Annotated in this window: 13 protein-coding genes and 2 tRNA genes; 8 read left to right on the top strand and 7 right to left on the bottom strand. The window is 66.6% G+C overall.

What is annotated here, in order from left to right:
* Positions 1-273: 273 nt before the first annotated feature.
* From AC1DK4_RS21330 to pgi, 7 genes are all read left to right on the top strand, one after another.
* The gene (locus AC1DK4_RS21330) at positions 274-1,236 is read left to right on the top strand and encodes a TRAP transporter substrate-binding protein (RefSeq protein WP_441616494.1); all 963 of its coding nucleotides are present in this window, start codon (positions 274-276) and stop codon (positions 1,234-1,236) included.
* A 125-nt stretch (positions 1,237-1,361) separates the two neighbouring features.
* The gene (locus AC1DK4_RS21325; RefSeq protein ID WP_441615799.1) at positions 1,362-1,913 is read left to right on the top strand and encodes a TRAP transporter small permease subunit; all 552 of its coding nucleotides are present in this window, start codon (positions 1,362-1,364) and stop codon (positions 1,911-1,913) included.
* Positions 1,913-3,223: a TRAP transporter large permease gene (locus AC1DK4_RS21320; RefSeq protein ID WP_441615801.1), complete on the top strand. Its 1,311-nt coding sequence runs from the start codon at positions 1,913-1,915 to the stop codon at positions 3,221-3,223. Before AC1DK4_RS21325 ends, AC1DK4_RS21320 begins: the two co-directional genes overlap by 1 nt.
* Before the next feature lie 64 nt (positions 3,224-3,287).
* Positions 3,288-4,589: a D-amino acid dehydrogenase gene (locus AC1DK4_RS21315; RefSeq protein ID WP_441615803.1), complete on the top strand. Its 1,302-nt coding sequence runs from the start codon at positions 3,288-3,290 to the stop codon at positions 4,587-4,589.
* Positions 4,590-4,591: 2 nt separating this feature from the next.
* Positions 4,592-6,205 carry an NAD(P)H-hydrate dehydratase gene (locus tag AC1DK4_RS21310; RefSeq protein ID WP_441615805.1) on the top strand — a complete coding sequence of 538 codons (1,614 nt, stop codon included), beginning with the start codon at positions 4,592-4,594 and terminating at the stop codon, positions 6,203-6,205.
* Entirely contained in the window at positions 6,202-7,170 is a 969-nt protein-coding gene (locus AC1DK4_RS21305; protein WP_441615807.1) for a DMT family transporter, read from the top strand. The genes AC1DK4_RS21310 and AC1DK4_RS21305 overlap by 4 nt, the downstream gene beginning before the upstream one ends.
* A 184-nt stretch (positions 7,171-7,354) precedes the next feature.
* Positions 7,355-8,986 (top strand): glucose-6-phosphate isomerase, encoded by a 1,632-nt coding sequence (pgi, locus tag AC1DK4_RS21300; RefSeq protein WP_441615809.1) that lies wholly within the window; start codon positions 7,355-7,357, stop codon positions 8,984-8,986.
* Between the two features lie 36 nt (positions 8,987-9,022).
* Here pgi and AC1DK4_RS21295 read toward each other — a convergent pair whose 3' ends face one another.
* Positions 9,023-9,721 carry an ABC transporter ATP-binding protein gene (locus AC1DK4_RS21295; protein ID WP_441615811.1) on the bottom strand — a complete coding sequence of 233 codons (699 nt, stop codon included), beginning with the start codon at positions 9,719-9,721 and terminating at the stop codon, positions 9,023-9,025.
* Between AC1DK4_RS21295 and AC1DK4_RS21290 the strand changes: the two genes are divergently transcribed.
* Positions 9,720-10,397, top strand: a complete 678-nt coding sequence (locus AC1DK4_RS21290; protein ID WP_441615813.1) for an arylesterase — start codon at positions 9,720-9,722, stop codon at positions 10,395-10,397. The genes AC1DK4_RS21295 and AC1DK4_RS21290 overlap by 2 nt on opposite strands.
* Positions 10,398-10,495: 98 nt before the next feature.
* On the opposite strand, the gene AC1DK4_RS21285 is transcribed toward AC1DK4_RS21290, so the two are convergent.
* From AC1DK4_RS21285 to clpP, 6 genes are all read right to left on the bottom strand, one after another.
* Positions 10,496-12,445: a SurA N-terminal domain-containing protein gene (locus AC1DK4_RS21285; RefSeq protein ID WP_441649678.1), complete on the bottom strand. Its 1,950-nt coding sequence runs from the start codon at positions 12,443-12,445 to the stop codon at positions 10,496-10,498.
* Positions 12,446-12,643: 198 nt separating this feature from the next.
* A tRNA-Asp gene (locus AC1DK4_RS21280) sits at positions 12,644-12,720 on the bottom strand.
* A 56-nt stretch (positions 12,721-12,776) separates the two neighbouring features.
* Positions 12,777-12,852, bottom strand: a tRNA-Val gene (locus AC1DK4_RS21275).
* 280 nt (positions 12,853-13,132) lie between these two features.
* Positions 13,133-15,544: an endopeptidase La gene (lon, locus tag AC1DK4_RS21270; RefSeq protein ID WP_441616496.1), complete on the bottom strand. Its 2,412-nt coding sequence runs from the start codon at positions 15,542-15,544 to the stop codon at positions 13,133-13,135.
* Between the two features lie 247 nt (positions 15,545-15,791).
* The gene (gene clpX / locus AC1DK4_RS21265) at positions 15,792-17,066 is read right to left on the bottom strand and encodes an ATP-dependent Clp protease ATP-binding subunit ClpX (RefSeq protein WP_477131768.1); all 1,275 of its coding nucleotides are present in this window, start codon (positions 17,064-17,066) and stop codon (positions 15,792-15,794) included.
* Between the two features lie 240 nt (positions 17,067-17,306).
* On the bottom strand, positions 17,307-17,957 hold the full coding sequence (gene clpP / locus AC1DK4_RS21260; protein ID WP_441615818.1) for an ATP-dependent Clp endopeptidase proteolytic subunit ClpP: 651 nt from the start codon (positions 17,955-17,957) through the stop codon (positions 17,307-17,309).
* Positions 17,958-17,980 lie beyond the last annotated feature (23 nt).

Below are 17,980 nucleotides of genomic sequence, written 5' to 3'. Positions count from 1 at the left end.
GACAGAGACAGGACAACGGGAAGACAAGGCAAAGACAAGGAAAAGACAAAGGCCCTGCGCGCACGGGACTTGCGCGAGGCGCGCGCAGGACAAGGCAGCCCCCGAAGGCAGCACCCGAAGGCAGCACCCGAAAGCAGAACCGAAGCAGAGCCGAAGCAGAACCGAAGCAGAGCCAAAGCAGAACCCAGGTAGCACCGAAGCAGCAAAAAAACAGAACGAGCCGCAACGACAAACCAGGAGAGATCGATGCAAGGGAAGGCAACACTGAAGTACATGCTGCTGGGCGGGGTGCTCGCCACCGCGTCCATGCTGGCCCCCGTGGCGCAGGCGCAGACCAAGTGGGACTTGCCGACCGGCTACCCCACCAACAACCTGCACACCGAGAACCTGCAGCAGATGGCCAGCGATGTGGAGAAGGCCACCGGCGGCAAGCTCAAGATCGTGATCCATCCCAACGGCTCGCTGCTCAAGGCCAACGAGATCAAGCGCGGCGTGCAGACCGGCCAGGTGCAGATGGGCGAGATCCTGATGTCGCTGCTGGCCAACGAGAACCCGGTGTTCGGCGTGGACGCGGTGCCCTTCCTGGCCACCAGCTACCAGGACTCCTACAAGCTGTGGCAGGCGTCGCGCGCGGTCACCGACAAGGTGCTCGACAAGCAAGGCATGAAATTGCTCTACGCCGTGGCCTGGCCGCCGCAAGGCATCTACGCCAACAAGCCGATCAACGCCGCGGCCGACATGAAGGGCCTGAAGTGGCGCGCCTATAACCCCGCCACGTCCAAGATCGCCGAACTGGTGGGCGCGCAGCCGGTAACCATCCAGGCCGCCGACCTGGCGCAGGCGCTGGCCACCGGCACGGTCAACTCGTTCATGTCCTCCGGCGCCACCGGCGTCGACACCAAGGTGTGGGAGAGCGTGAAGTACTTCTATACGGTGGACGCCTGGCTGCCAAAGAACATGCTGGTGGTCAGCAAGAAGGCCTTCGCCGCGCTGGACAAGCCGACACAGGACGCCGTGCTCAAGACCGTGGCCGAGGCCGAGAAGCGCGGCTGGCAGGTCTCCGAGCAAAAGACGCGCGAATACCTGGCCGTGCTCGGCAAGAACGGCATGGCCGTGCAGCCGCCCTCGCCGCAGCTCAGGCAGGACATGCAGAAGGTTGGCCAGACGATGGTGGACGAATGGGCCAGGAGCGCCGGCGACGACGGCAAGGCCATCCTCGAAGCCTACAAGAAGTAAGCCGGCTTCCGGCGACAAACCAGCGGGCAGCGGCGCAACGGCAAGCGCCCCCCATGTAGCCGCGGCAGCGTTCCAGCCGCCGCGGCCCGCGTCTCTTTTCACCGCATCATCCCTCCTCACCCGCCATGGAAGCTCCTGCTGTCAACAAGCGCTGGCTGGACCGGCTGCTTGACCTGCTCGCCGTGCTCGGCGCGCTGTGCATCCTCGGGGTCTGCATCGTCATGATCCTGATGTCCTTCTCGCGCGAGACCACCATCATCTTCAAGGGCGGCGACGACATCGTCGCCTGGCTTTGCGCCGCCTCCGCCTTTCTCGTGCTCGGCCAGACCTTCCAGCACGGCGGCATCGTGCGCGTGGAAATGCTGCTCGAAGCCGTGAGCCCGCGCCAGCGCTGGTGGCTCGAACTGCTTTCGCTGACCATCTGCGCCGCCTTCGCGGCCTATGCCACCTGGGCCTTGTTCAGCTTCGCCTGGCAGAGCTGGGAAATCGGCGATGTCTCGCAGGGCCAGATCGTGGTGCCCCTGTGGATTCCGCAGAGCTTTGCCGTGCTGGGCTGCGCCGGCTTCACGCTGGCCGTGCTCGACGAGTGGCTGCGCGTGGCGCGCCGCCAGAAGCCCCGCTACCAGCTGGCGCAGGAAGCCAAGCTGGCCGCCGGCGATTTCGGGGAGACCGTCTGATGAGCACCATCCTTGTTTCCCTGGTCCTGCTGGTGGTGATGATCGTCTTCCTGGTGATCGGGGCGTGGATCCCGGTGGCCATCGCCGTCACCTCCTGGGTGGGCCTGGTGGTCTTCGCCGACCACGATGCGCTGGTCAACCTGGCCAACTCATGGTGGTCGTCGAGCGCCTCCTACACCCTGGCCTCGCTGCCGCTGTTCGTATGGATGGGCGAGATCCTGTTCCGCACCAAGCTGTCCGAGCAGATGTTCAACGGCCTGTCGCCATGGCTGAACTGGCTGCCCGGGCGACTGATGCACGTCAATATCCTGGGCTGCGGCATCTTCGGTTCCGTCTCGGGCTCGTCGGCGGCCACCTGCGCCACCATCGCCAAGTCCGCGCTGCCGGAACTGACGCGGCGCGGCTATGACGAGCGCGTGACGCTGGGCTCGCTGTCGTGCGCCGGCACGCTCGGCATCCTGATCCCGCCGTCGATCACCATGGTGGTCTATGCGGTGTCGGCCGACGTCTCCATCATCCGGGTGTTCCTGGCGGGTTTCCTGCCGGGCTTGCTGCTGATGCTGCTGTTCTCCGGCTATATCGTGGTGTGGGCGCTGTCCAACCCGGACAAGACACCGCCGGCCGAGCGCTTCGACTGGCGCTCGCGCCTGGCCTCGGTGCGCCAGCTGATGCCGTGCATGATCCTGATCGCCTTCATCACCTGGATCATGATCACCGGCTATTCCACCGCCACCGAGGCGGCCGCCTACGGCGTGGTGGCGTCGCTGGGACTGGCGTGGATGGGCGGCTCGCTGACGCGCAAGGCGTTCTGGGAAAGCCTCATGTCGGCCACGCGGCTGACCGCCATGATCATGTTCGTGCTGGGCGCCACCTCGTTCCTGTCGGTGACCATGAGCTTCACGGGGATCCCGCGCGCGCTGGCCGAATGGGTGGCTTCGATGCACCTGTCGCCGTGGTCGCTGATCGCCGTGCTGACGGTGATCTATATCCTGCTGGGCACCGCGCTGGACGGCATTTCCATGATCGCGCTGACCACCGCCACGGTGCTGCCGATGGTGCAGGCCGCGGGCTTCGATCTGGTATGGTTCGGGATATTCATCGTGCTGCTGGTCGAGATCGCCGAGGTCACGCCACCCGTGGGCTTCAACCTGTTCGTGCTGCAGAGCATGACGGGCAAGGACAGCAACTACATAGCGCGGGTATCGCTGCCGTTCTTCATGATGATGGTGGTAGCCATCGGCATCATCACCGTGTGGCCCGACCTGGTCACATGGCTGCCCGACGTGGTGATGCAGAAAGAACTGAAGTGACGGCCGCCCCGCGCTGCCGGCAGCATTGCAATGCAGCGGGGGCCGCGGCCCCCAACGGAGTGCCATGCATGTGATCGTCATCGGCGCCGGCGTGATCGGCGTCTGCTCGGCCTGGTACCTGCGCGAAGCGGGCTTCGAAGTGACCGTGGTGGAGCGGCGCGCCGCACCTGCGCAGGAGTCCAGCTTCGGCAATGCCGGCGTGATCGCGCCGGGCTATGTCACGCCATGGGCCGCGCCCGGAATGCCGGGCAAGGTGCTGCGCAACCTCTTCGCCAGCACCTCGCCGGTACTGTTCCGGCCCAGCGCCGATCCGGCCATGTGGCGCTGGATCCTGCGCTGGCTGGGCGAATGCACGCTGGAGCGCTACCGCGTCAACAAGGTGCGCATGCAGCGCCTGGCCTTCTACAGCCGCGAGTGCCTGCACAAGCTGCGCGGCCGGCTCGAGATCGACTACGAGCAATCGCAGGGTTATCTGCAACTGTTCCGTACCCGCCGCGACCTGGACCTGGCAGGGCCCGCCCTGGCGCTGCTGCGCGAGCACGAGGTCCCGCATCGCCTGGTCGATGCCGCGGGTTGCCGGGGCATCGAACCCGGGCTGACCACCGACACCCCGCTGGCCGGCGGCCTGCACCTGCCCGAGGACGAGTCGGGCAACTGCCCGATGTTCGTGCGCCGGCTGCGCGTGCTGGCCGAAGCCGCGGGCGTGCGCTTCGTCATGGACAGCGACGCCGCCGCCCTGCGGCCGCTGCCGGGCGGGCAGCTCGCGCTGGACTTGCGCGATGCCGGCGGCGGCGCCGGCAGCATCAAGGCCGGCGGCGTGCGCGAAACGCTTGCGGCGGACCGCGTGCTGGTGTGCGCGGGCGTCGCCAGCGCGGCGCTGCTGCGCCCGCTCGGCCTGCGCATTCCGCTCTATCCGGTCAAGGGCTACTCCGCCACGGTGCAGGTCAGCGACGAGCTGCAGGCACCGCTGGCCGCGCTGATGGACGAATCGTACAAGGTGGCCATCACGCGCATGGGCAACCGCCTGCGCATCGCCGGCACGGCCGAACTCGGTTCGCGCCGCCTCGACCTGCGCCCCGCCGCCATCAATACCTTGCTCAAGGTCGCGCGTGACTGGTTTCCCGTGGCCGGCCACTACGGCAGCGCCACGCTCTGGGCCGGCGCGCGGCCCATGCTGCCGGACGGCCCGCCGCTGATCGGCGCGACTGCCGTGCCCGGGCTCTTCCTCAATCTCGGCCACGGTTCGACCGGCTGGGCCATGGCCTGCGGCTCGGGCCGCGTCGCCGCCGACCTGATCGCCGGCAACCGCCCCGCCATCGACCTGGACGGCCTGACGCCGGCCCGCTACGGGCTCGGCCCGCGCTGATCATGCAGACACCTTTGCCATTGCCCTCCCGGCCGGCCGATGCCTGGCTGGCGCTTGACGCCGCAAGCCACGGCGAGATCCCGCTCTACGACGTGGCCGCCATCCGCCGCATCGAGGCCAGCGCCATGGCCACGCTGCCCGCATTCGAGCTGATGTCGCGCGCGGGCGCGGCCGCGGCGGACTGGCTGGCGCGGCAAGCGCCGGACGGCCCGCTGCTGATGCTGGCCGGCCCCGGCAACAACGGCGGCGACGCGCTGGTGGCCGCCACCCGCCTGCACCTGGCCGGCCGCAAGGTCCAGGCATGGCTGACAGCCGACCCGGACCGCCTGCCCGCCGATGCGGCACGCGCGTGGCTGGAGGCGCGCGCGGCCGGCGTGCCGCTGCATGCGGTGCCCGAATCCGCCTGCCGCGGCGGCTTGCCGCCGTTCCCCGCCGACACCCGCGCGCTGGTGGACGGCTTGCTCGGCATCGGCCTGAACCGCGCCGCCGACGGCTACATGGCGCAGTGGATCGTCCAGGCGAACGACGCTGGCTTGCCGGTATTCGCGCTCGACATCCCCAGCGGCCTGTTCGCCGATACCGGCGCCGGCGCGCCGGCGGTGCGGGCCTGCCGCACGCTGACCTTCATCGGCGCCAAGCCCGGCCTGCTCACGCTCGATGGCCGCGACTGCGCGGGCGAGGTCGACATCGCCCCGCTGGGCCTGCCCTACCCGCCGGCCGAAGCGCCCTGCGCCATGGTCGGCCTGCCGGCATCGTTCGCCGCAGCGCTGCCCGCGCGCCGGCACGCCACCAACAAGGGCAGCTTCGGCTCGCTGGCCGTGATCGGCGGCGGCATCGGCATGACGGGGGCGCCCTTGCTTGGCGCGCGCGCCGCGCAGCACCTCGGTGCCGGGCGCGTGCATATCGCCTTCCTGGCGCAACCGGCCCCGCTGCTCGATCCCGTGCACCCGGAGCTGATGCTGCACCCGCTCGCGGATATCGAGCTGGCGAACATGTCCGCGCTGGTGATCGGCCCCGGCATGGGCACCGGCGCCGCGGCCCGCAAGCAGTTCGCGCAACTGCTGCACGGCTGCGCCGCGGCCACCGGCGCGCCCGCGCTGGTGCTGGACGCAGACGCGCTCAATATGCTGGCCGCCGACCCCGCGCTGGCTGCCATGCTGGCGGCCAGCCAGCTGCCCCGCGTGATGACGCCGCACCCGCTGGAGGCGGCACGCCTGGCCGGCCTGAGCGTGGCCGAGATCCAGCGCGACCGCCTCGCGGCGGCGCGCTCGCTGGCGGCGCAATGGCAGGCGGTGGTGGTGCTCAAAGGCTCTGGCACGGTGATCGCGGCACCTCCCGACGCAGGGAGCACCCAGGCCCTGTCGATCAATCCGACCGGCAACGCCGGGCTGGCCACCGCCGGCACTGGCGACGTGCTGGCCGGCATGATCGGCGCCCTGCTGGCGCAGGGCATGCCGCCGCTGCAAGCCGCGCAGGCAGCCGTATGGCTGCACGGGCGTGCCGCCGATTTTCTGGTGGCCGAGGGCACCGGCCCCGCGGGACTGACCGCCAGCGAGCTTTACATACCGCTGCGCAGCCTGTTCAACGCCCTGCTGCGGGAGCCGCGCCGCGCATGAACAACGCCACCGATCGCGGCGCACGCCTGGCCCCGCCGGCTCCGGCGAACTCCCCGGCCCGGCGCCAGCTGCTCACCGGCGTTGCGCTGCTGGTGCTGGGCCAGTGGATACTGAGCCTGCTCGACGCCAGCAGCAAGACGCTGACCCATCAGGGCGTGCCGGTGGTCGGCGTGGCCTGGGTGCGCTACGTGGGGCATGTGGTTGCCATCTTCCTGCTGCTGGGGCCGGCACGCTTTCGCGCGCAATGGCGTCCGGTAAAGCCGGGCCTGCAATGGCTGCGCGGCGGGCTGATGCTGGTTTCCACGCTGGTGTTCTTCAGCGTGCTCAAGCTGATGCCGCTGGCCGAGGCCACCGCGCTGAACTTTTGCGCGCCGCTGTTCGTGGTGGCGTTGTCGCCGTGGCTGCTGGGCGAGCGCCCCGGCATCCATGCCCGCGCCAGCCGCTGGACCGGCGTGGCGATCGGCTTTGCCGGCATGCTGGTGGTGGTGCGCCCCGGTGGYGAGCTGAGCGCGACCGGCATTGCGCTGGGCCTGCTGTCCGCGCTGGTGTTTGCGCTGATGCAGATGCTCACGCGGCGCATCGCCGCGCATGACGCCCCCATGACCACGCTGATCCAGAGCGGCTTCACCGGCGCGGCCCTGACCACCGTGCTGGTGCCCTTCTTCTGGTTCGACGCCGCGCCCACGCCGCTGCAGGCGGTCTTGCTGCTGAGTACCGGCATCACCGGCTCGGTCGGACATTACTTCGTCATCCGCGCGTTCCAGTATGCGGATGCGTCGTTCCTCAGCCCCTTCCTGTACCTGCAGATCCTGTCGGCCACCACCATCGGCTACCTGGCCTTCGGCCAGCTGCCGGACTGGATCACGGCACTGGGCGTGGCGGTGATCTGCGTCGGCGGCGTCTGCGTGGCCGGCGGCGAATCGGCGCTGCGCGCGGTGGCGCGGCGGCTTGGACGCGCGCAGTGAGTGTCAGCCAGGCGCCGACAGCGCGCCATACCCCCATTTGGTAGTGTTTCCGAATCCGCAGCAATGCTGTCTATTCCCGCTATTTGCCAAAGCCGCGTCAAGCGGGAGCGCTATACTTGAAAGCGGCTTCCGCCGGCCGGTCTCCGTACTGCATACCCAAGAATCTCCAGAGAATCACGCACGCATGCCCACCGATCTCCACGCCTGGCACTCTCTCCTGCAGCATCATGAAGCGATCCGCGAAACACCGATGCGCGACTGGTTTGCGGCCGGCGATGCAGGCCAGCGTGTCGCCCAGTTCTCACTGGAAGCGGCCGGCCTGTATCTCGACTATTCCAAGAACCGCATCACGCCGCAGACCGTTGCCCTGCTGATGCAGCTGGCCGACGAGGCTGGCGTCCCCGGGCGCCGCGACGCCATGTTCGCAGGCGACCACATCAACGCCACCGAAGACCGCGCCGTGCTGCACATCGCGCTGCGCGCCGAATGCAACTCTGCGTTCAAGGTCGACGGCAAGCCGGTGATGTTCGCGATCCATGACGTACTCGAGCGCATGCGCGCCTTCTCCGGGCGCGTGCGCAGCGGCGAGTGGACCGGCGCCACCGGCAAGCGCATCACGGACGTGATCAACATCGGTATCGGCGGCTCGGACCTGGGCCCGCGCATGGTGTGCCGGGCGCTGTCGCACCTGGCCGGCGGCGGGCCGCGCATGCATTTCGTCTCCAACGTGGACGGCACCGAACTGGCCGAGACGCTGGAGCGCCTGGACCCGGAACAGACCCTGGTGATCGTCTGCTCGAAGACGTTCACCACGCTCGAGACCATGGCCAACGCCAACAGCGCGCGCGAGTGGTTCCTCGCGCGCGGCGTGAACCAGGCGCAACTGGCCAGCCATTTCGCCGCGGTGTCGACCAATGTGGAAGCGGTGCGCGCCTTCGGCATCGACCCGGCCCATATGTTCGAATTCTGGGACTGGATCGGCGGGCGTTTTTCGCTGTGGTCGTCGGTGGGGCTGTCGATCGCGCTGGCGGTCGGCTTCGACGCCTTCGCCGACCTGCTGGCCGGCGGCCGCGCCATGGACGCGCATTTCGCCAGCGCGCCGCTGGAACGCAATATGCCGGTGGTGCTGGGCATGCTCGGCATCTGGTACCGCAACTTCTTCGGCATGCCGACCAGTTGCATGGCGCCCTATTCCACTTCGCTGGAACTGTTCCCCGCCTTCCTGCAGCAACTGGAGATGGAGAGCAACGGCAAGTCGGTCCAGCTGGATGGGCGCAATGTGCGCGCGCATACCGCCCCCGTGGTCTGGGGTTCGGCCGGCACCAACGGCCAGCACGCGTATTTCCAGCTGATTCACCAGGGCTCGCAGATCGTGCCGGTGGATTTCGTGGCGCCGCTGCGGCCGCCGCGCGAGCTGCCCGGCCACCATGCCAAGCTGCTGGCCAACTGCTTCGCGCAAGGCGAGGCGCTGATGCGCGGGCGCAGCGCCGAGGAATTGCGCGCCGGCGGCATGCGCGACGAGCTGCGGATCGCGCATATGGTGTTCGAGGGCAACCGGCCCAGCAATACGCTGCTGATCGAAGACATCACGCCACATACGCTGGGCGCGCTGATCGCCCTCTATGAACACCGCACCTTCGTGCAGGGCGTGGTCTGGAACATCAACTCGTTCGACCAGTGGGGCGTGGAGCTTGGCAAGATCCTGGCCAAGCCGATCGAGGCAGAGCTGACAGGCACCGCGGCCGCGCCGGCGCAGCACGATGCCTCCACCAGCAACCTGATCGCTCGGGCGCGCGCCGCGCTGGGCCAGCCCTAGCCCGCGCCTGCCGGCCGGCCTGCGCGCGGCGCGGGGTCAGACCGGCGCGCTCATCCATTCGTCCCTGGCCACGCGCCCTGCCTCGATGGTCAGGATGCGCCCGCAGCGCGCCGCCACCGAGCGGTCGTGCGTCACCAGCACCAGGGTCGAGCCGGCGTCGCGGTTCAGCTCGAACATCAGGGCGATCACAGCCTCTCCGGTGGCCGTGTCGAGGCTGCCGGTGGGCTCGTCGGCGAACAGGATATCGGGCCGCGCGACGAAGGCGCGCGCAAGTGCAACGCGCTGCTGCTCGCCGCCGGACAGCGTGCGCGGATAATGGGAAAGCCGCCCGCCCAGGCCAACGCGTTCCAGCATGTCGGCGGCGCGTTCGCGCACGCTGGTGGTTTCCCCGCGCAGTTCGAGCGGCAGCATGACATTCTCCAGCGCGTTCAGGTGGCCGACCAGCTGGAACGACTGGAACACAAAGCCCACATGGCGTCCGCGCTGCGCCGCGCGCTGGTCTTCGTCGAGCTCGAACAGGTCCTGCCCGTTGAGCCTGACGGTGCCCGTGGTGGGCAGGTCCAGGCCAGCCAGCAGGCCCAGCAGGGTCGACTTGCCCGAGCCGGAAGCGCCGACGATGGCCAGCGTCTCCCCGGGCGTGACGGAAAACGTGACGTCATGCAAAATCGTCAGCGAACCGGTCGTGTCGGCAACGGTCTTTCCTAGTGACTCGACAGCAAGAATGGAAGAAGACATGAGCAAGAAGTTCTGGTGCGGTTGGCGCAAGCTGGCGCTGGCGCTATGTGCTGCCACGGTGTTGCCCGTCACCGCATCGGTGGCGCACGCGGCAACGCAGGCGCCGGCCATCCTGGTGCTGGGCGACAGCCTGTCCGCCGAATACGGCATCGCGCGCGATGCGGGCTGGGTCAAGCTGCTGGAAACGCGGCTGCGCACAGAGCGTCTCGATTATAGCGTCGTGAATGCCAGCATCAGCGGCGAGACCACCGTGGGCGGCAAGACCCGCCTGCCCGACCTGCTGGCCCGGCACCATCCGGCCGTGGTGATCGTCGAGCTCGGCGCCAACGATGCGCTGCGCGGCCTGCCGCTGCAGACCACCGAGGCCAACCTGCGCAGCATCGTCAGCGGCGCGCAGCAGGCCAAGGCCAGCGTGCTGCTGGTCGGCATGCGCATCCCGCCCAACTACGGGCCGGACTATACCGAGCGCTTCTTCGCGCTCTATCCCAGACTGGCCAGCGAGTACAAGACGCGGCTGGTGCCATTCCTGCTCGAGCACGTGGTGAGCAAGCCGGACTGGTTCCAGCAGGACCGCATCCATCCCACCGCGCAGGCCCAGGGCACCTTGCTCGATACGGTGTGGCCGCAGCTCAGGCCCCTGCTCAAAGGGCCCGCGGCGCGCACCGCCGGACGCTAGGGATTGCCGTGGCATCGGGCCTGCGCGCAGCGCCGGGCCGCCTGAAACGAGAAGAGGCGCCACATGGGCGCCTCTTCTCGTTTGCTGCGATGCCGGTGTTACTGCGCGGCGGCACCGCTGGCTGAACCTGCGTCCGCGGCCGCCGCGGGCTTGAGGACCTTCACCTTCGCACGGGCCTTCAGGCTGTCGTAGAAGGCTTCCAGTTCGGTCTGGCCGGCCATCTGGGCCAGTTGCTGGGCTTCGCCCTGGCGCTGCGCGGCGTCGGCCTGCGCGGGCTGGCTGATCTTGGTGATGCGGTAGATCGCATAGCCATCCGCGCCCAGGTCCACCCCGACCAGCGCGGGCAGCTTGGCGACATCGGCGCGCATCACGGCCTCCAGCGCCTTCGGCTGCAGGCCGCCGGCCTTGGCACGCGAGACCGTGACCGCGGCGCCGAAGCCCTCGGCGCTTGCGCTCTTCTTCAGCGCCTCGAGGCGGGCCGCGCCTTCCTTGTCGGCCAGCTCGGCTGCCTGCTGCGCGATATAGCCTTCGCGCACCTTGGCCTGCACCTCCTCGAACTTGCGCGTGGTGGCCGGACGGTAGTCGACGATGCGCGCCGCCACCAGGGTGTTGGGCGCCACCTGCACGGCTTCCGTATTGCGCTTGCTCTTGATCGAGTCGTCGCTGAACAGGGCCTTGAGCAGCTTCTCGTTGTTGAGCGGGCTCTGCGCACCCAGCGCCGGGTTGGGCTCGCGCGTCACGTTGTCGGCGCTCTGGATGGCCAGCTTGAACTTCTCGGCCGCCGGCTTGAAGCTGTCCGACTGTTCATAAACCGTGTTGCCGAACGAATCGGCCAGCTCGGTGAACTTCTTGGCGGCCAGTTGCTTGCGCAGTTCGGCTTCCAGTTCGGTGCGGACCTGGTCGAGCGGCTTGGTCTCGGCCGCCTTGATGCCGGTGAGCTTGATGATGTGGTAGCCGTAGTCGGTCTCCACCACGTCGCTGATCTGGCCGTCCTTGAGCGCGAACATGGCGTCCTCGAACGGCTTGACCAGCGCGCCGCGGCCCATGAAGCCGAGGTCGCCGCCCTTCTCCGCCGAGCCCGGGTCCTTCGATTCCTTGCGGGCCACGTCGGCGAAGGATTCGGGGTGCTTGCGCAGGTCGTCCAGCAGCTTGGTGGCCTTGTCCTTGGCGGCCTTGCGGTCCGCCGCCGGGGCATCCTTGGCGGCGGCGATCAGGATATGGCTGGCGCGGCGCTGCTCGTCGGTGCGAAAGCGCGCGATATTGCTGTCGTAGTAGGACTTGAGCTCATCGGGCGTGACCGCCAGCGACGCGGCCAGCGCATCGGCCGACAGCACGAGGTAGTCGACCTTGGCCTGCTCGGGCACGGCGAACTGGGCCTTGTGGCTTTCGTAGAACGCCTTCAGCGCGGCATCGTCCGGGTTGACCTTGGCGGCGAAGTCGGCGGGCTTGAACTGCAGCACCTGCACATCACGCTGCTGGTCGCGGATGGCGATCAGGCGGTCGAGCAGTGACTTGGGAACGAAGGCGGTACCGCCGATCGAGCCGCCCAGCTGCTGCGTGGCGAGATCGAAACGCATGCGCGCGTCGAACTGCTCGGGCGTCATGCCCTGCTGGGCCAGCAGCGCGACGTAAGCCTTGTCGTCGATGGTGCCGTCCTTCTTCTTCGGCAACTGCGCGATGGCCGGGATGCTGCTGATGCTCTCGAACAGGCGTTCGTTGGAGACGGTCAGGTGCTTGCTGGCGACCTCGTTGGCCACCACGCGTTGCAGGATCAGCTGGTCGAGCACCTGCTGGCGGGCCTGCGTGCCTTCGAACTGGCGCGGGTCATAGTTGGTGCCGAGCACCTGGCGCATGCGCTCGCTCTGGTCGCGCACCACGTTGTCGACTTCCTGCGTGGTGATCGCGCGGCCGTCGACCTTGGCTGCGTCGTGCGAGCTGTCCATGAAACGCGAGTAGCTCTCCACGCCGAAGAACACAAACGACGGGAAGACAAGCACCAGCAGCAGCAAAAGCATCAAGCGCCGGTTGTTGCGAACGAAATCAAGCATGCTGACTCAGGAAAAGGGTTGGTACGAACGGCAAACTCCGGGATTCTATCAGGAGCGGCAGGCTTCACGTGATTTGCGGGTGCCGCGCTCGCCTGGCGCATCACGGCAGCGCGCGGCGAATGGAGGTTTGCGCGAAGGCGGCAGGCGCAGAAAAGCAAAACGGGCCGCGAAGGGCCCGTTTTGCTGACTGCGTATATCTGGCGGAGTGGACGGGGCTCGAACCCGCGACCCCCGGCGTGACAGGCCGGTATTCTAACCAACTGAACTACCACTCCTGGATTCGGTGCGGCTGCATGCGCCGGTGGTGTGGCTTGTCTTGCGGCAGGAGCGATGGTGGGTGCTGAGGGGCTCGAACCCCCGACCTACGCCTTGTAAGGGCGCCGCTCTACCAACTGAGCTAAGCACCCGCTCGTACCGCAGCCACACTGCATGCTGCAAGCATCGCCGCGCACATATCAGAGCATTTACTGCTGTTTGCGTTGCGAGGCCGCAAGTGTAATACAGGCTTTGGCCTTTTGCCAAGCATTCTTCGCGCTAGCGTCGAACAGCGCGAAGGCCGCATGAATACCCCTGAAAACAGGGGTCGGCGCGCAATGAAAAAACGCCGCGGGCGTGACCCGCGGCGTCTTCCATTGCTGCCATCCTGCGAGGCCCCGAACGGCGAGCCCCGGCGATCCCGGTGAGATCTCAGTGGTGGATCATCTCGACTTTGGCAGCAGCCTTGTCCGCCACGTCGGCGGGCTTGGCCACATCTTCGGTCAGCGGCTCGGGCTTGCGCTCGAGCGCGAGTTCCAGGACCTTGTCGATCCAGCGCACCGGGACGATCTCGATGGCGTTCTTGACGTTGTCCGGAATCTCCGCGAGATCCTTCACATTCTCCTCGGGGATCAGCACCAGCTTGATGCCGCCGCGATGGGCCGCCAGCAGCTTCTCCTTGAGGCCGCCGATCGGCAGCACTTCGCCGCGCAGCGTGATCTCGCCGGTCATGGCCACGTCGGCACGCACGGGAATGCCCGTCAGTACCGATACCAGCGCCGTGGTCATCGCACCGCCGGCCGAAGGACCATCCTTGGGAGTGGCGCCTTCGGGCACGTGGATGTGGATGTCGCGCTTCTCGAACATCTCGTCCGTAATGCCCAGACGACGTGCCCGCGAGCGCACCACCGAGCGTGCTGCCTCGACCGATTCCTTCATCACGTCGCCCAGCGAGCCGGTGCGGGTGATGTTGCCCTTGCCCGGCATGATCGCGGCTTCGATGGTCAGCAGATCGCCGCCCACTTCCGTCCACGCCAGCCCGGTCACCTGGCCCACCTGGTTTTCCTTGCCGGCCAGGCCGAAGTCGTACTTGCGCACGCCGAGGAATTTGTCCAGGTTCTCCGAGGCTACCTTGACCGTGCCCGATTCCTTCTTGAGCAGCAGCAGCTTCACCACCTTGCGGGCGATCTTCGACACTTCACGCTCGAGCGAACGCACGCCCGCTTCCCGCGTGTAGTAGCGGATGATGTCGCGCAGGGCTTCTTCGCTGACTTCGATCTCGCCTGCCTTCAGACCATTGTTCTTGATCTGCTTGGGCAGCAGGTAGCGCTGGGCGATGTTGACCTTTTCCTCTTCGGTGTAGCCCGAGAGGCGGATCACTTCCATGCGGTCCAGCAGCGGCGGCGGGATGTTCAGCGAGTTGGAGGTCGCCACGAACATCACGTCCGACAAGTCGAAGTCCACTTCGATGTAGTGGTCCTGGAACGTGTGGTTCTGTTCCGGGTCCAGCACCTCGAGCAGCGCCGACGACGGGTCGCCGCGGAAGTCCATGCCCATCTTGTCGATTTCGTCGAGCAGGAAGAGCGGGTTGCGCACGCCGACCTTGGACAGGCTCTGCAGGATCTTGCCCGGCATCGAGCCGATGTAGGTACGGCGATGGCCGCGGATCTCGGCCTCGTCGCGCACGCCGCCGAGCGCCATGCGCACGAACTTGCGGTTCGTGGCGCGCGCCACCGACTGACCGAGCGAGGTCTTGCCCACGCCGGGAGGCCCGACCAGGCACAGGATCGGCGCCTTCACCTTGTCCACGCGCTGTTGCACTGCGAGGTACTCGAGAATGCGTTCCTTGACCTTCTCCAGGCCATAGTGGTCTTCGTCCAGCACGCGCTCGGCGTTGGCGAGGTCGTTGTTGACCTTGCTCTTCTTGCGCCACGGCAGGTTGACCAGCGTGTCGATGTAGTTGCGCACGACGGTGGCTTCGGCCGACATCGGCGACATCAGCTTGAGCTTCTTGAATTCGGCGTCGGCCTTCTTCTTGGCTTCCTTCGGCATGCGCGCAGCCTTGATGCGCTTGTCGAGTTCTTCCAGGTCGGCGCCTTCTTCGCCCTCGCCCAGTTCCTTCTGGATGGCCTTGACCTGCTCGTTCAGGTAGTACTCGCGCTGGCTCTTCTCCATCTGGCGCTTGACGCGGCCACGGATGCGCTTCTCGACCTGGAGGATGTCGATCTCGCCTTCGAGTTGCGACAGCAGGCTTTCCAGGCGTTCGGTGACGTTCACCATCTCCAGGATCTTCTGCTTCTGCTCGAGCTTGATCGGCAGGTGCGCGGCGATGGTGTCGGCCAGGCGGCCAGGCTCGTCGATGCCCGACAGCGAAGTCAGGATCTCGGGCGGGATCTTCTTGTTCAGCTTCACGTACTGGTCGAACTGCGACACGATGGCGCGACGCAGCGCCTCCGTCTCGGCGGTCTCGACCGGGCCCGGCGGCACGGGCACGGCTTCGCACATGAAGTGCGAGTCGTCTTCGCTCACTTCGCGGATATTCGCGCGCTGCGTGCCTTCCACCAGCACCTTGACGGTGCCGTCGGGCAGCTTGAGCATTTGCAGGATATTGGCGATGCAGCCTACCTCGTAGAGGTCGTCGGCGGTCGGCTCATCCTTGGCCGCCGTTTTCTGGGCTACAAGCATGATGCTCTTGCCCGACTCCATCGCAGTTTCAAGCGCCTTGATGGACTTCGGACGTCCCACGAACAGTGGGATCACCATGTGCGGAAACACCACCACGTCGCGCAACGGCAACAGTGGGAGGCGAATCGGCTCAGCCGGGAGGAGTTGTGTTCCGGACATCATTTTCCCCAGTCAGTCATTTAGGCGTAAATTGGGTCGCATGAATCGATTGCAAGACAGGCGTCGCCAACGATTCATGACCCCGTGCAAATGCTGCTTGCCTCACTTGCAGGACCCGTCCAAACAGCATACCCCCGTTTCCTCCCCTTCGTTTTACGAAAATGAAGAAAAAAAGCCGCTCGCTTTTCGCGAGCGGCCTTTCGGACTCGCTGCCGGCCTGTGATTCAACATCAAGCCGGCGTCCGCGTCAGTTCGAACCAGCCACCTTCGGCTGATCCTCGTACATCAGCAGCGGCGGAGCATCCCCGGTGATGGTGTTCTCGTCGATCACCACCTTCTGCACGCCCTTGTAGTTGGGCAGGTCATACATCACATCCATCAGCGACTGCTCGAGAATCGAACGCAGGCCGCGCGCACCGGTCTTGCGGCGGATGGCCTTGCGGGCGATCGCCGACAGCGCCGCCGGGCGGATTTCCAGCTCGACGCCTTCCATCGCCAGCAGCTTCTGGTATTGCTTGATCAGCGCATTCTTGGGCTCGACCAGGATCTGCATCAGCGCGGCCTCGTCCAGCTTGGCCAGCGTGGCGACCACCGGCAGGCGGCCGATCAGTTCCGGGATCAGGCCGAACTTGATCAGGTCTTCCGGCTCGGTCTGCGGCAGCACTTCGCTGGCGTCGCGTTCTTCCTTGCTCTGCACCTGCGCGGCAAAACCGATGCCRGTCTTGTCCGAGCGCTGCATGATGACCTTTTCCAGGCCATCGAATGCACCGCCGCAGATGAACAGGATATTGGTGGTATCCACCTGCAGGAAGTCCTGGTTCGGATGCTTGCGGCCACCCTGCGGCGGCACCGAGGCCATGGTGCCCTCGATCAGCTTGAGCAGCGCCTGCTGCACGCCCTCGCCCGACACATCGCGCGTGATGGACGGGTTGTCCGACTTGCGCGAGATCTTGTCGATCTCATCGATGTAGACGATGCCGCGCTGCGCCTTCTCCACCTCGTAGTTGCAGTTCTGCAGCAACTTCTGGATGATGTTTTCCACGTCCTCGCCGACATAGCCGGCCTCGGTCAGCGTGGTGGCGTCGGCGATCACGAACGGCACGTTGAGCAGGCGCGCCAGCGTCTGCGCCAGCAGCGTCTTGCCGGAGCCGGTCGGCCCGATCAGCAGGATATTGCTCTTGGACAGTTCGACGTCGTCTTTCTTGCCGAGATGCTTCAGGCGCTTGTAGTGGTTGTAGACCGCTACCGCCAGGATTTTCTTGGCTTGCTCCTGCCCGATCACGTATTGATCCAGGCTTTCGCGGATCTCGTGCGGCGTGGGGAGATCAGACTTGGCCGCGCCACCTGCATCCTTGTCGGATGYGGCTGCCTCGTCGCGGATGATCTCGTTGCACAGGTCGATGCATTCGTCGCAAATGAACACCGACGGGCCAGCGATGAGCTTCTTTACCTCGTGCTGGCTCTTGCCGCAGAACGAGCAGTAAAGGAGCTTCTCGCTCGATGAACCTTTTTTATCCGCCATAGGAATCAGTCACATTAGCAGTGTGCGTGCCGCAGGGCCAAGAGCGCTGCGGGGATACGCTTCAAACGCATCATACGCCAAAACAATTGGCGCGGCGGTGGAACCCCTACGCTGTGGGGCAAAAGCAAAAACGAGGCGCCAGGCCTCGTTTCTGCATAGCCTTCGTCATTCCGCCGGCCCCGGGTTCCCGAAGGTCCCGGTCCGGCACCGCCCGGCCGCCAGCGCGCCCGGGACGGCTTATCAGCTACGGCGGGCGATGACCTTGTCGATCAGGCCATAGTCCACCGCCTGGTCGCCGCTCATGAAGTTGTCGCGATCGGTATCGCGGGCAATCTTCTCGACAGACTGGCCAGTGACTTCCGACAGGATGCCGTTGAGCCGCTCGCGCAGGTACAGGATCTCGCGCGCCTGGATCTCGATATCCGAGGCCTGGCCGCGCGCGCCGCCCAGCGGCTGGTGGATCATGATGCGCGAGTTGGGCAGCGCCGAACGCTTGCCCTTGGCGCCCGCTGCGAGCAGGAAGGCGCCCATGCTGGCGGCCATGCCCATGCACAGCGTCGACACGTCGGGCTTCACGAACTGCATCGTGTCGTAGATGGCCAGGCCAGCCGACACCGAGCCACCCGGCGAGTTGATGTAGAGCGAGACGTCCTTGTCGGGGTTTTCGCTCTCCAGGAACAGCAGCTGTGCCACTACCAGGTTAGCGGTCTGGTCGTTGACTTCGCCCACCATGAAAATCACGCGCTCCTTCAGCAGGCGCGAGTAAATGTCATAGGCGCGCTCGCCCCGACCGGACTGCTCGACCACCATCGGCACCAGCCCGAGTCCCTGCGTTTCCAGGGCGGAGGCCTGCGTGGTGGCCAGACGGTCAAGCAAATCATTGCGGGTCATGCAAGTTCTCCTGGAGTTCGGTG

Source organism: Cupriavidus sp. 05N38 (genome assembly GCF_056397345.1).
The sequence above is the reverse complement of the archived record's forward strand: the minus strand, read 5'-3'. Positions and strand labels throughout refer to the sequence as shown.

What these genes read in the sequence shown, in the direction of transcription:
- AC1DK4_RS21325 (WP_441615799.1), top strand. Translation starts at nt 1,362, where the DNA reads ATGGAAGCTCCTGCTGTCAACAAGCGCTGGCTGGACCGGCTGCTTGAC.
- pgi (WP_441615809.1), top strand. Translation starts at nt 7,355, where the DNA reads ATGCCCACCGATCTCCACGCCTGGCACTCTCTCCTGCAGCATCATGAA.
- AC1DK4_RS21320 (WP_441615801.1), top strand. Translation starts at nt 1,913, where the DNA reads ATGAGCACCATCCTTGTTTCCCTGGTCCTGCTGGTGGTGATGATCGTC.
- AC1DK4_RS21310 (WP_441615805.1), top strand. Translation starts at nt 4,592, where the DNA reads ATGCAGACACCTTTGCCATTGCCCTCCCGGCCGGCCGATGCCTGGCTG.
- AC1DK4_RS21330 (WP_441616494.1), top strand. Translation starts at nt 274, where the DNA reads ATGCTGCTGGGCGGGGTGCTCGCCACCGCGTCCATGCTGGCCCCCGTG.
- AC1DK4_RS21285 (WP_441649678.1), bottom strand. Translation starts at nt 12,445, where the DNA reads ATGCTTGATTTCGTTCGCAACAACCGGCGCTTGATGCTTTTGCTGCTG.
- clpP (WP_441615818.1), bottom strand. Translation starts at nt 17,957, where the DNA reads ATGACCCGCAATGATTTGCTTGACCGTCTGGCCACCACGCAGGCCTCC.
- AC1DK4_RS21295 (WP_441615811.1), bottom strand. Translation starts at nt 9,721, where the DNA reads ATGTCTTCTTCCATTCTTGCTGTCGAGTCACTAGGAAAGACCGTTGCC.
- AC1DK4_RS21315 (WP_441615803.1), top strand. Translation starts at nt 3,288, where the DNA reads ATGCATGTGATCGTCATCGGCGCCGGCGTGATCGGCGTCTGCTCGGCC.
- AC1DK4_RS21290 (WP_441615813.1), top strand. Translation starts at nt 9,720, where the DNA reads ATGAGCAAGAAGTTCTGGTGCGGTTGGCGCAAGCTGGCGCTGGCGCTA.
- lon (WP_441616496.1), bottom strand. Translation starts at nt 15,544, where the DNA reads ATGTCCGGAACACAACTCCTCCCGGCTGAGCCGATTCGCCTCCCACTG.